The organism is Micromonospora vulcania (assembly GCF_042658605.1).
Classification (GTDB): Bacteria; Actinomycetota; Actinomycetes; order Mycobacteriales; family Micromonosporaceae; genus Micromonospora; species Micromonospora vulcania.
Genome location: NZ_JBHSQS010000025.1, coordinates 58,789 through 71,389, shown reverse-complemented (window position 1 = coordinate 71,389; position 12,601 = coordinate 58,789). Strand labels below are relative to the sequence as shown.

The 12,601-nt window shown below is 70.2% G+C and carries 9 protein-coding genes and 1 pseudogene; 8 read left to right on the top strand and 2 right to left on the bottom strand.

All coding sequences use genetic code 11. The features are described from left to right. The 3 genes and pseudogenes from ACFQGL_RS27660 to ACFQGL_RS27650 form a co-directional block, all read left to right on the top strand. A pseudogene (locus tag ACFQGL_RS27660) lies at nt 1-182 on the top strand (4Fe-4S dicluster domain-containing protein); the annotation flags it as partial. Next, a complete protein-coding gene (gene nrfD / locus ACFQGL_RS27655) occupies nt 179-1,264 on the top strand; it encodes an NrfD/PsrC family molybdoenzyme membrane anchor subunit (protein ID WP_377515458.1) in 1,086 nt (361 codons plus the stop codon). The pseudogene ACFQGL_RS27660 and the gene nrfD, both read left to right, overlap by 4 nt. A 49-nt stretch (nt 1,265-1,313) precedes the next feature. Continuing rightward, nucleotides 1,314-2,600, top strand: a complete 1,287-nt coding sequence (locus ACFQGL_RS27650) for an L-lactate MFS transporter (RefSeq protein ID WP_377515457.1) — start codon at nt 1,314-1,316, stop codon at nt 2,598-2,600. Between the two features lie 56 nt (nt 2,601-2,656). Here the strand turns inward: ACFQGL_RS27650 and ACFQGL_RS27645 are convergent, their stop codons facing one another. Beyond that, complete coding sequence (locus ACFQGL_RS27645; protein WP_377515456.1) at nt 2,657-3,187, bottom strand: winged helix-turn-helix domain-containing protein; 531 nt, start codon at nt 3,185-3,187, stop codon at nt 2,657-2,659. 337 nt (nt 3,188-3,524) lie between these two features. Between ACFQGL_RS27645 and ACFQGL_RS27640 the strand changes: the two genes are divergently transcribed. Beyond that, entirely contained in the window at nt 3,525-7,898 is a 4,374-nt protein-coding gene (locus ACFQGL_RS27640; protein WP_377515455.1) for a S8 family serine peptidase, read from the top strand. 143 nt (nt 7,899-8,041) lie between these two features. Here the strand turns inward: ACFQGL_RS27640 and ACFQGL_RS27635 are convergent, their stop codons facing one another. Next, a complete protein-coding gene (locus ACFQGL_RS27635; RefSeq protein ID WP_377515454.1) occupies nt 8,042-8,560 on the bottom strand; it encodes a winged helix-turn-helix domain-containing protein in 519 nt (172 codons plus the stop codon). A 315-nt stretch (nt 8,561-8,875) separates the two neighbouring features. Between ACFQGL_RS27635 and ACFQGL_RS27630 the strand changes: the two genes are divergently transcribed. From ACFQGL_RS27630 to ACFQGL_RS27615, 4 genes are read left to right on the top strand one after another with little or no spacing between them, the layout of a single operon-like run. Further along, entirely contained in the window at nt 8,876-9,886 is a 1,011-nt protein-coding gene (locus ACFQGL_RS27630; protein WP_377515453.1) for a phosphatase PAP2 family protein, read from the top strand. Between the two features lie 28 nt (nt 9,887-9,914). Next, nucleotides 9,915-10,610, top strand: coding sequence for a response regulator (locus ACFQGL_RS27625; protein WP_377515452.1), 696 nt, complete (start codon nt 9,915-9,917; stop codon nt 10,608-10,610). Further along, the gene (locus ACFQGL_RS27620) at nt 10,607-12,052 is read left to right on the top strand and encodes an ATP-binding protein (RefSeq protein WP_377515451.1); all 1,446 of its coding nucleotides are present in this window, start codon (nt 10,607-10,609) and stop codon (nt 12,050-12,052) included. Before ACFQGL_RS27625 ends, ACFQGL_RS27620 begins: the two co-directional genes overlap by 4 nt. Next, the gene (locus ACFQGL_RS27615) at nt 12,049-12,600 is read left to right on the top strand and encodes a hypothetical protein (protein ID WP_377515450.1); all 552 of its coding nucleotides are present in this window, start codon (nt 12,049-12,051) and stop codon (nt 12,598-12,600) included. The genes ACFQGL_RS27620 and ACFQGL_RS27615 overlap by 4 nt, the downstream gene beginning before the upstream one ends. Nucleotide 12,601 lies beyond the last annotated feature (1 nt).

The window sequence follows — 12,601 nt, the reverse complement described above, 5'->3', positions numbered from 1 at the left end:
ATGATGGTGTGGGTGGTGACGGGGCGTTCTTCCTGCTGTTGGACGAGCCGGAGGTGTACGGGCTGCCACCGGACCCGGTCGTGACCACCCGCGACCTACCGGCGATGTGGAAGAGCGCCGGCCTGGCCGCGTTGACGATGGCCGCCGCCACCGCGCTCGCGTTCCTCGGTAGGCGGCCATGACCGACGCGACGCCACCCGAGCCGATCGGCAGCCGGTTCCGCGAGTTCCAGGCCGGCCTCGACCAACCCGACGGTCAACGTCACCGCAAGCCCGGTCGAGGGCGTGGCGGCGGCGACGGCGAGCAGCTCAACGTGCCGCCGGCCGACTTCAGCTCCTACTACGGCCGACCGATCCTGAAAGCGCCGGTGTGGAAGCACGACATCGCCGGCTACCTGTTCACCGGCGGCCTCGCCGCGGGAGGCTCGCTGATCGGCGCGGGCGCTCAGCTCACCGGACGGCCCGGGCTGCGCCAGGTGGGCCGCTGGACCGCCCTCGGCGGCGTCGCGGCCAGCGCGTACCTGCTGGTGCACGACCTCGGTCGGCCAACCCGGTTCCACCACATGCTGCGGGTCGCCAAGCTGACCTCGCCGATGTCGGTCGGCACCTGGATCCTCACCGTGTTCGGGCCGCTGGCCGGAGCGGCCGCGGTCGCCGAACTCGCGCCGCTGCTCCCGCAGCACGGCGTGCTCGGCCTCGCCCGCCGGGCCGCGCCACCCGTCGGCAATGCCCTCGGCCTGGCCGCCGCGGCCGCCGCCCCGGCGTTGGCCACCTACACCGGGGTGCTGCTCGCCGACACCGCCGTACCGGCCTGGCACGACGCGTACCCGTACATGCCGTTCGTCTTCGGTGGCAGCGCGCTCGCCGCCGCCGCCGGGGTCGGCCTCATCGCGGCACCCGCCGCCGAGGCCGCGCCGCTGCGGCGGCTGGCCCTGGCCGCCGCGACCGTCAAGTTGGCCAGCGGTCACCGCATGGAGCGGTTGACCCTGACCAGTGAGCCCTACCGGCAGGGCCGCAGTGGCCGCCTGGTCCGGGCGGGAAACGTACTCCTCGGCGTGGGCGCCGTGGCCGCGCTGCTCAGCCGGCGCAGCAGGGTCCTGTCGGTGATCTCCGGCGCGGTCCTGGTGGCCTCGTCCGTCGCCACCCGATTCGGCGTCTTCGAGGCGGGAATGGCGTCGGCGCGCGATCCGAAGTACACGGTCGTGCCGCAACGAGAGCGGCGCGACAACGAAGGGAGCCGGTCGCCGGCCGAGAACCAGACGTAACTCACGCGCAGGCGCCAGCCAATGAGCCGACAGACGGGGGACTCAGCTCATGGCACACACCGCAACTGATCCGGGAAGATCCACACCGACGCGGGGCCGTTGGGGTCTCGTCGTCGCCGCAGTGCTCGTCCAACTCGCGCTCGGCGCGGTGTACGCGTGGAGCGTGTTCAACACGCCACTGCAGCACGAGTTCGGCTGGGCCAAGTGGCAGGCGGTACTGCCGTTCGAGACGGCGATCGGCACGATCTTCATCGGCAGCCTGATCGGTGGCCGCATCCAGGACCGCCGTGGCCCACGACCGGTCGCGCTGGGCGGCGGCGTGCTCTACGCGGTCGGCAACATGCTGGCCTCGCTGACGTCGTCGAAGGACGATCTCTGGCTGCTGGTGCTCACCTACGGCGTGCTGGGCGGGATCGGGCTGGGCGCCGCCTACATTACGCCGATCGCGATGCTCGCCAAGTGGTTCCCCGACCGGCGCGGCCTGATCACCGGCATCGCGGTAGCCGGGTTCGGCTTCGGCGCCGTGATCGTCGCACCGGTGGCGAAGTCCCTGCTCAACGGAACCGACAACCCGACCAAAGTATTCTTCCCGCTGGGCGTCGCCTACCTGATCGCGATCCTGCTCGGGGCGTCCTTCTTCCGGAACCCACCGGCGGGTCACCAGGTGCCCGGGTTCACCCCGAAGACCGCCGGCCGGGCGGTCGCCGGGACCCGGGTCTACACGCTGCGCGAAGCGCTGCGTACCCGGCAGTGGTATCTGCTGACCGGCATCCTCACGCTCAACGTCGCCTGCGGAATCGCGCTGATCTCCCAGGCGTCCGACGCGACGCAGGTCATCACCGGGGCGAGCGCGGCGACGGCCGCCACCCTGGTCGGCCTCCTCGGCCTGTTCAACGGCGCCGGACGGGTGGCGTGGGCGTGGCTGTCCGACCGAACCGGCCGGATGCCAGCGTTCATCGGGATGCTGCTGTTGCAGGCGATCTGCTTCTTCATCCTGCCGCACGCCGCGGCGTTCGGGCTCTTCGCGGTGCTCGCGGGGCTCGTCTACCTCGCCTACGGTGGCGGCTTCGGCACCATGCCCGCCACCGCCGCCGACTACTTCGGCACTCCGAACGCCGGGGCGGTGTACGGCGCGATGATCGTGGCCTGGAGTCTCGGAGGCGTGGTCGGTCCGCTGGTCACGTCATTGCTCTACGAGGCGAGCGGCAAGAGCTACACGCTGCCCTTCACGGTCATCGCGATCGTCGCGTTGATCGCCCTGGTCCTGCCGCCGATCACCCGGCTGCCGTCCCAGCCGGGCCAACCCAAGGCTCAGGGCGGTGGCACCGGCCGCTGAACCTTCGGAAGCAGCGACGTGGGGTGCGGCCGGATACCGGTACGCACCCCGCATCGTCAGGCCCGTTCCACCCGTGCCTGCTGGTGATCGGTCAGCCGCAGCCCCACACCCCGGGTCACGTCGATGGTGGCCCCGGTGCCGAGGTCGTGTAGCTTGCGGCGCAGCCGCTTCACCAGGGACTGCACGTCTGCCTTGCGCTCGCGCCCCTCGTCGCCCCAGACCGAACGGTGCAACTCGGCGTAGCTCCAGACCCGCACCGGCTCGGTGGTCAGGCAGGTCAGCAGGTCGTGCTCCAACCGGGTGAGCACGACCTCACGGTCTCCGCAACGTGCGCTGGACCGGGTCGAGTCGAGCACCAGGGCCGGCACGGGTGCCGGCTCGGACGGGGCCGCGGCCACCTGCTGCGGAGCCGCGATCAGTCGGCGTAGCTCGTCGAGATCGGCCACCAGCAGCAGCGGTGCGATGCCGTCGAGGCGTTCGGCGAGTCGGATGCGCTCGGTCGGCGAGGCTGTCACCGCGATCAGCAGTGGGAACGGCTCGTCGGTCGGATCGGCCTCGTCCATCGTCGCTTCGTCGTCCTCGGCCATCGCACCCACCCGGGATCGATGGGCACCCCTGCCCAATTCTCGTCATGGTTCTGACAAAGATTGGCAAGCGTGCCGCCAGCCTGGCAACCGTTAGCGACAAGTTGCTCACGGCAAGTTCTTGATCGTCCATTCTTCTCGATCATAGTGTCCATTCGGGCAACCGGCGTGACCCGCGCGGTGCATGGGGAGGCACGGAGGGGGTTCGTCCGCTCGATGGGCATCGAGGTGGATCGAACCCCCTGCACCTTCATCATGGCCCTTCTTACTCTGGGTCGTTCTGGAGGAGGCAGTACCGATGTTCAGACGTCCACAATGGCGGCGCACAGCCAGATCCCTGGTGAGCGCCGGTGCGGCGGTCATCCTCGCCGCAACAGGATTGGCCAGTATCGGCTCGGGCGCGCAGGCCGCGCCCGGCGGAACGGGAGCGGGCGCCGCTTCGGGGGACAAGATCCGACCGGAGTTGGCGAAGCAGCTTCAGGCCAAGAGCGAAGGGGACTTCTGGATCCGGTTCAAGGACCGGGCCGACCTGAGCAAGGCCAGTGCCATAAAGGACTGGAACAAGCGCGGCACCGCGGTCGCGGACGCACTGCGTAAGACCGCCGCCGAGAGCCAGAGCAAGATCCGGGCCGAACTCGACGGCTCGGGCGCGAAGTACCAGACCTTCTGGGCCGCCAACGCCATCAAGGTACGCAGCGGCTCGCTGGCGATGGCGCAGAAGTTCGCCGGCCACACCGAGGTCGAGGGTCTCTACGCCCCGGTCGCCTACAAAGTGCCCGAGATCAGCAAGGGCACCGACGAGAAGGTGGCGAACGCCCTCGAGTGGGGCGTCGCGAACATCAACGCCGACGACGTCTGGTCCCAGTTCGGGGCCACCGGCGAGGGCATCACCATCGCGAACATCGACACCGGGGTCCAGTTCGACCACCCGGCGCTGGTGAACTCCTACCGCGGCAACAACGGCGACGGCACGTTCGACCACAACTACAACTGGTTCGACGCCGCTGGCACCTGCGGCGCCGCGCCCTGCGACGGCAACGGCCACGGTACCCACACCATGGGCACCATGGCCGGCTCCGACGGCGGTGCGAACCAGATCGGTGTCGCGCCCGGGGTCACGTGGATCGCGGCAAACGGTTGCTGCCCCAGCGACGAGGCTCTGATCACCTCCGGTCAGTGGATGCTCGAGCCCACCGACCTGAGCGGCCAGAACCCGGACGCCAGCAAGCGTCCGAACATCATCAACAACTCGTGGGGCAGCCAGACTCCGTCCAACGACCCCTTCATGGAGGACGTGACGCTGGCCTGGGAGGCCTCGGGCATCTTCGGGGTCTGGTCCAACGGCAACAGTGGACCCTCCTGCCAGAGCAGTGGCTCGCCGGGCAGCCGGATCAACAACTACTCGGCCGGCGCGTACGACATCAACAACAACATCGCCGGCTTCTCCGGTCGGGGCGTCGGCCAGGACGGTGAGATCAAGCCCAACATCTCGGCACCGGGCGTGAACGTCCGGTCGAGTGTTCCGGGTAACGCCTACGCCAGCTTCAACGGCACCTCGATGGCCGCACCGCACCTCGCGGGCGCGATCGCGCTGCTGTACTCGGCCGCTCCGTCGCTGGTCGGCGACATCGGCGCGACCCGCGCGCTGCTCAACGGCTCGGCGGTCGACAAGGCCGACGACCAGTGCGGTGGCACCGCGGCGGACAACAACGTCTACGGCGAAGGCCGGCTGGACGCCCTCGCGCTGCTCAACGCCGCTCCCACCGGTGGCACCGGCACCGTGGCCGGCACCGTCACCGACGCGGCCACCGGTGCTGCAATCGCCGGTGCGACCGTGACGTTCGCCGGCCCGGCCGCGCGCGAGCTGACCACCGCTGCCGACGGCAAGTACTCGGCCATCCTCCCGATCGGTGACTACCAGGTCACCATCGCGGCGTTCGGGTACGCCAGCCAGACGACGTCGGCGACGATCGCCGACGGCGCGACCACGACGCTCAACGCCGCCCTCGCGGCGGTGCCGAGCGTCAACGTCGGCGGTACCGTCACCGACGGCTCCGGGCACGGCTGGCCGCTGTACGCCAAGGTGAGCGTGCAGGGTGTCGCCGGCGTCTACGACTACACCACGCCGTCGAACGGCCGTTACAGCATCTCGCTGCCGGCCGGGCAGACGTACACCCTGAAGATCGAGACGCAGTACCCGGGCTACGAGGTCGTCACCAAGCAGGTCGTCGTCGGCTCGGGCAACGCCACCGCGAACGTCGCGGTGCCGGTGGACACCACCTCCTGCACCACGGCGCCGGGCTACACGTACGGCTCCGACGGTGAGTACGAGACCTTCGACGGTGAGACCGCCCCGCCCGGCTGGTCCGTTGTGGACAACGAGGGCAACGGCCAGGTCTGGAAGTTCACCGACGACGGTGCCCGCGGCAACCTGACCGGTGGCAGCGGCAACTTCGCGATGATCGACAGTGACAACTACGGAGCCGGCGGTACGCAGGACACCTCGCTGGTCAGCCCGGTGGTCAACCTGACCGCCGTCACGGCCCCGGTGATCCGCTTCAACCAGGACTACAACCAGCTGGGCGTGGATGTCGCCGACGTCGATCTCAGCATCGACGGCGGTGCCACCTGGGCGACCGTGGTCCACCAGACCGGGGACGTGCGTGGGCCGCGGGTCACCGAGGTCGCGATCCCGCAGGCGGCCGGCAAGGCGCAGGTCCAGGTGCGGTTCCACTTCTACGACGGCTCGTACGGTTGGTGGTGGGAGGTCGACAACGTACTGATCGGCAGCCAGGTCACCTGCGTGCCGGTCAACGGCGGTCTGGTCGTCGGCAACGTCAAGGACAAGAACGACAACAGCTACGTCAACGGTGCCACGGTCACCAGCGACGACCGGCCGGCGGAGAAGGCCACCACCGTGGCGACCCCGGATGACCCGGGGCTGGCCGACGGCTTCTACTGGCTGTACTCGTCGCTGACCGGCACCCACAAGTTCACCGCGAAGGCCGGCAACTACGTCAGCCAGAGCAAGCAGGTCAACGTCGAGGCCGACTGGGCGACCACCGCGAACTTCGTGCTCGCGGCCGGCCGACTGTCGGTGACGCCGACCCAGGTGAGCGCGACCGTCAAGATGCCCACCGGTAAGGCCAACAAGACGTTCACGGTGACCAACACCGGCGGCGCGCCCGTCGACGTCGAGTTCAGTGAGCGCGACGGCGGGTTCGAGATCCTCAAGGCGGACGGGTCCAAGGTGACCAAGCAGCAGATCCTGGGCGCCAGTGGTGCTCCGGAGCAGCGGCTCAACGTCCCGACGTCGGTCGCCGCCAAGGCGTCCGGCAAGGCTCCGACGGCGATCGCCGCCGCGACCGGCCCACAGGCCGCGCCGTGGACGGACATCACCGACTACCCGATCAACATCATGGACAACCGGGTGGTCAGCCTGGACGGCAAGGTGTACTCGATCGGTGGTGGTGACGGGTCGGCCTCGACGACGAAGAACTTCGTCTACGACCCGGCGGCGTTGACCTGGGCGCCGATCGCCGACCTTCCTGGCGCCCGCAACGCCATGACGGTGGGCGTCCTGGACGGGAAGATCATCGCAACCGGTGGCTGGGCGGCCGCTGGTCCGGATTCCGCCACCTGGTCGTACGAGCCGGGGGCCAACAGCTGGACCGAGCTGGCTGACAACCCGGCCCCGCGGTCGGCAGCCGGGCAGGCGATCGTCGACGGCAAGCTGTACGCCATCGGCGGCTGCACCACCTCCGCCTGCACGCCGATGTCGAACAGCGTCGTCCGGTACGACCCGGGTAGCGACACCTGGGAGACGCTCGCCAGCTACCCGAAGTCGGTGGCCTTCGCCTCCTGCGGCGGGATCGACGGCGTGGTCTACTGCACCGGCGGCAACGACGGCTCGGCGTCGCAGAAGTCCAGCTACTCCTACGACCCGGGTGCCAACGTGTGGACCGCCATCGCCGACGCGCCGGCCGACAACTGGGCCAGCTCGTTCGCTGTCGCCAACGGCAAGCTCCTGGTCGTCGGTGGTTCGCAGGGTGGGGCCATCAGCAACGTTGGCTTCGCCTACGACCCGGGCACCAGCTCGTGGTCCAACCTGCCGAACGCCAACACCGCCCGCTACCGCGGCGGTGCGGCGTGCGGCTTCTACAAGATCGGCGGCTCGTCCGGCAGCTTCAACGCGGCACCGGACAGCGAGGCGCTGCCGGGCTTCGAGGAGTGTGCCGCGTCGGCGGCCGACGTCAGCTGGCTGACGATCGACAAGTCGGCGGTCACGCTGGCGCCCGGTGCGAAGGTCACGGTCACCGTCGGGATGACGGCGAACGTCGACCAGCCGGGCACCTACTCCGGCGCGGTCGGGATCAAGGAGAACACGCCGTACTCGGTCCCGCCGGTGGGGGTCACCATGAACGTGACGCCTCCGAACACCTGGGGCAAGCTGATGGGTACGGTGACCGGGACCAACTGCCAGGGCGCGAGCTCGCCGCTGGCCGGCGCGGTGGTCCAGGTCGACTCGTGGGCCCTGTCGTGGACCTTCGCCACCGACGCCGAGGGCAAGTACGCCTACTGGGTGGACCGGCGGAACAACCCGCTCACGTTGATCGTCGCCAAGGACGGCTGGAAGCCCCAGACCCGTCAGGCGAAGATCGTGGCCGGGTCGCCCACGGTGGAGAACTTCGCCCTGTCTCCCATCCGGTGCTGACGTCTGATCGTTAGCTGACAGCTCCGGCCCGTCTGGTCACCGACCAGGCGGGCCGGAGCACGTCTGGCGGCAGCGAGTCGGCGCAACGCGATCCGGGGGACACCGCGGCGCGGCGTCCCCCGGATGGCCGGTGGTCGTGGCGGTCAGGCCGGGGCGAGCCGGAAGCCGACCCCGCGGACCGCGTGGATCGTCGCCGCGGCGTTCAGCCGGGCGAGTTTGCGGCGTACCCGTCGTACCACCGAATGCATGTCGGACCCGCGGCCGAGGTGCCGGTTGCCCCAGACCTCAAGGTGCAGCCGCTCGTAGGTCCAGACCTGACCGGGCGCGTCGACCAGGCAGAGCATGACGTCGTGCTCCAACCGGGTCAGGTCGATCTCCTGGTCCCGCCACCGCAGCACCCGCCGGTCGGAATCGACGGCCAGGTCGGACGGTGGTGGCGTCAGCGTGTTCTGACCCGCCTCGGCCAACACGGCCTGGGCGGGGGGAGGCACCGCTACGACGGGGGGTGTGTCGACCACCCCGAGAAACTCCCGCGCCTGTTCGACGCTCGACACGATCAGAAAGGCGTCGCTCCCGCCGAGCAGCCGCGCCAACTGTCGGCGTTCGGCCGGCGAGGACGCGATGCCGATGACGAGGGAGGCGACCGGAATCATCCCCTGCATTCCCCAACCCCTTCCGGTTTCCCCAACGTGCTCCGGATGGTTTTTTCGCACCGCCGACCGAAATATTGACCGATCGGCGTCCTGACCCTAGTGGTGGTTGATCTCGCCTGGGTAAAACATAGTTGCATGTAAGCATGTGAATGAAGGTTTCACGCGAGCTGTTCGCCAATCGAGGTGGCTTGGCCCGGTTTGCGGTGCGCTGCGGCGCTGCGACCCGCCCGAGCCCCGAGTGTTCCGGAACTCTCCGGAAAACTGTGCCAGAACGATGACAATCCCCGGACCGGGACCGGACCTGGCGGGCCGACCATGGTCCGCATGTCCCTCGGATCGTCGTACTCCGTCGAGCGGTCGGCGTCCGGCCCGCAGCCGGCGCGGTCGCTGCCACCGCCGCGCAGCGCCACACCCCGCGCCGTGCTGCTGCTCGCGGCCGCCCTGTGCTACCTGATCGCCCTGGGCGCGACCTGCGCCGTGTTCCTGGGTACCCGCTCCGGTCAATGGCTCGACGGACTGCTCCTGCCGCGTGCCGAGCGCGGTGGGGGCTATGAGCAGCAGACCGTCCTGGTCGGTCCGGCCAAGACCGTGCTGGCGGCGTTCGGCAGCCCGTCGCTGCTGGCCGTACTGCTCGGCGGGGTGCTGCTGGTCGGTCTGCTCGGCCGGCGGCTGCTGGCGGGAGCCGTGGGCATCGGCATGGTCCTCGGCACGGTGGGGGTGGCCGGCATCCTGAAGGAGCTGCTGCCCCGCCCGGACTTCCAGATCGAGAGTTCGACCACCCACAACAGCTTCCCCAGCGGCCACGTCGCCGCAGCCACGGCACTGCTGCTGGCGTTCATGCTGGTCCTGCCCGGATGGGCCCGACGCTGGCTGACGGCTCCGGGCGCGGTGGGCGTCTCGGTCATCGCCTCGGCCACCATGATCGCGGGCTGGCACCGGTTCAGCGACGTCCTCGGCGGTGTCCTGCTGGCGGTGGCGTTGTTCTGCCTGGCCGCCGCCGCGCTCGCGGCCCGACCTGGCGCCGGCGATCCTCGCGGCGGCACCGTCCCGGGCGGCGCACCGGACAGGGGCACCGCGCCGGGCGGCGCATCGGACAGCGCCGCCGTCTGGCGTGCGGTGACCGAAGGGGCGGTGGGCCTGATCGTGGCGGTCTGGGTGCTTGTGACGGTCGCACCCGGTCTGCGCGCATCGGTCGATTCGGGACCACTCGTCGCCATCGTGGCGGCGACCGGGTCGACGGTGCTGGCGGTGGGCTCGGCGGTGTTCCTGGCGCGGTCGGTGGATTCCGGCGCACCGAGGTCGATAACCACCGCACCCATATCGATGGAAGGCTAAATCAATTCATGATGCGATACTTGGCGACATGTCCCAGGTCCTGCTGATCGAAGATCACCAGACGGTGCGCGACGGGCTCCAACTGGCGCTGACCCGGCAGGGCCACACGGTGGACGCCGTGGCAACCGGCGAGCAGGGGTTGGAGCGGTTGCGCGCGGCCACGGCCGACGTCGTGGTGCTCGACATCATGCTGCCCGGGATGGACGGCTTCGAAGTCTGTCGCCGGATCCGGCGGCTCGGCGATCTGCCGATCATCATGCTCACCGCCCGCAACGACGACATGGACGTGGTGGCCGGCCTGGAGGCCGGCGCCGACGACTACGTGGTCAAGCCGGTGCAGGCCCGGGTGCTCGAGGCGCGTATCCGCGCGGTGCTGCGGCGGACCGGTGGCGAACCACGGCGTGCCGGCGGCGAGCGGTCCGGTCCGGAGCAGCACGGCGCCCTGACCATCGACCGGGCCGCGCTCGTGGTGAGCAAGGACGGGCTGCCGGTCAGCCTGGCCCCGACGGAACTGCGTCTGCTCCTGGAACTCTCGCAGACACCGGGTCAGGTGCTCAGCCGACAGCAACTGCTGCAAGCCGTGTGGGAGCACGGTTACCTCGGCGACTCGCGGCTCGTGGACGCCTGCGTACAGCGGGTTCGTGCCAAGATCGAGGCCGATTCCTCGGCGCCGGTCTTCATCCAGACGGTGCGCGGGTTCGGCTACCGGTTCGGGCCGCTGTGAGACGGTGGGGCCGGCCCGCGGGCCTGCGGGTCCGGCTGTTGCTGGCCTTCGCGCTGCTCGGTGTGACGACGACGGCGGTGGTCGCCAGCGGAAGCTACTTCCAGGCTCGGACCGTCATCCTCCAGCAGGCGCAGGACGCCGCGGTGGAGTCGTTGACCGATCAGCTTACGAAGGTCTACCCGGTGCGCCAACTCCCGCCGACCCAGGACGAGCTCGAAACGTTGGCCCAGCGACTCTCCGACCGCAAGGGGTACGCGGTGGTCTTCTACCGCGACCTCCGGGCACAGGGCGGCAGTGGTGCCGACCCGCTCACCCCGGAGCTGCGTGCATCGGTCCACAAAGGAGTTATCGCCTGGCAGCGCGTCTCGGTCGACGGGGGCCCGGCGCTGGTCATCGGGACCCAGGTGGAGATCGACCAGGCGGACGGCGCTCGGGTGCCGACCGGGTTGGAGGTCTACTCCGTCCACAGCCTCGCCGCCGAACAGCAGAGCATCGACCGGCTCGCCACGCTGGCGTGGCTGACCGGTGGGCTCTCCCTGATCCTCGCGGTCCTGCTCGCGCTGCTGGCGGCCCGGGGAGTGCTGCGACCCGTACGCGAACTCGGCCGGGCTGCCCGTCGGCTCGGCGAGGGCGATCTGACGACCCGGCTGACGGTACGGGGTGTCGACGAGCTGGCGGACGTCGCCCGGACCTTCAACGACACGGCGGGCACGCTGGAGCGCCAGGTCGGTGAGCTGCGGCGGATGGAGGCCGACGCCCGACGCTTCGTGGCCGACGTGTCGCACGAACTCCGTACGCCGCTCGCCGCCATGACGGCGGTCACCGACGTGCTGGACGAGGAGGCGGACCTGCTGCCCGGCGATGCCGGCCGCGCCGCCCGGCTCGTCAGTCAGGGGACCCAGAACCTCACCCAGCTGGTCAACGACCTGATCGAGGTCAGCAGATTCGACTCCGGCACCGCTCGGCTCGCCCTCGAGGACGTCGACGTGGCCGCTGCGGTGACCGCGACCCTCCGGCTGCGGGGCTGGGCCGATCGGGTACGGGCAGACCTGCCGCCCGGAGTCATCGCCCGGCTGGACCCGCGTCGGCTGGATGTCATCGTCGCCAACCTGGTCGGCAACGGCTTCCGGCACGGCGCCGACCCGGTGTCCGTACGCCTGCACGCCGACCAGGACTGGATCACCATCGAGGTCGAGGATCACGGGCCCGGCCTGGCCCCGGAGGTGCTGCCGCACGTCTTCGATCGCCTCTACAAGGCGGACACCGCCCGGACCAGTTCGGCGGGCAGTGGGCTGGGCCTCGCCATCGCCTGGGAGAACGCACGCCTGCACCGGCAGGCCGGGCAGCGGGGCAGCCTCGTCGCGGGCAACGGTCGTACCGGCGGCGCGGTGTTCACGCTCCGCCTGCCCAGGGTGGCCGCGGACGCCGGAGACGTACGATGACCGGCCGGAGGGTGGCGCGGACGCTGCTCGCCGGTGGGGCACTGCTCGCCCTGTTCACGGCGGGCTGCGGGGTCCGGCCCAGCGACGTCATCATCGGCCGACCGGCGGTGTCCGGCCAGGCTGAGGGCGTCGGGCTCTATCTGCTGTGGCACGGACAGCTCGCGCTGGTCGTTCGCCCGACCAAGGAGAGCGTCCCGCCCGACAAGGTGCTCGGGTTGCTGGCGATGGGTCCGGACGAGTCCGAACGGAGCCAGGGATTCACCAGTGAGGTGCCGACCGACCTCGTCTCCGGGGTGTCGGACGGCCCCGTCCCGGCGGGGTCGGCCAACCTCACGCCGGTCCCTTCGGCAAAGGTGAAGACCGATGGAAACGGCATCACGCTGACGATGGCGGGGAAGGTGACCGCGCTGTCCGGGACCGCCGCCGACCAGATCATCTGTACCGTGTCCGGCCCTGTGGCGCAGCTGTCCCAGGTGGCGGCGTTCGCCCCGGTCACCATCGTCGGGACCGACGGTGCACGGCCGCCCCGGTCCTGTCCGATCAGGTGAC

What these genes read in the sequence shown, in the direction of transcription:
- nrfD (WP_377515458.1), top strand. Translation starts at nt 179, where the DNA reads ATGACCGACGCGACGCCACCCGAGCCGATCGGCAGCCGGTTCCGCGAG.
- ACFQGL_RS27650 (WP_377515457.1), top strand. Translation starts at nt 1,314, where the DNA reads ATGGCACACACCGCAACTGATCCGGGAAGATCCACACCGACGCGGGGC.
- ACFQGL_RS27645 (WP_377515456.1), bottom strand. Translation starts at nt 3,187, where the DNA reads ATGGCCGAGGACGACGAAGCGACGATGGACGAGGCCGATCCGACCGAC.
- ACFQGL_RS27635 (WP_377515454.1), bottom strand. Translation starts at nt 8,560, where the DNA reads ATGCAGGGGATGATTCCGGTCGCCTCCCTCGTCATCGGCATCGCGTCC.
- ACFQGL_RS27630 (WP_377515453.1), top strand. Translation starts at nt 8,876, where the DNA reads ATGTCCCTCGGATCGTCGTACTCCGTCGAGCGGTCGGCGTCCGGCCCG.
- ACFQGL_RS27625 (WP_377515452.1), top strand. Translation starts at nt 9,915, where the DNA reads ATGTCCCAGGTCCTGCTGATCGAAGATCACCAGACGGTGCGCGACGGG.
- ACFQGL_RS27615 (WP_377515450.1), top strand. Translation starts at nt 12,049, where the DNA reads ATGACCGGCCGGAGGGTGGCGCGGACGCTGCTCGCCGGTGGGGCACTG.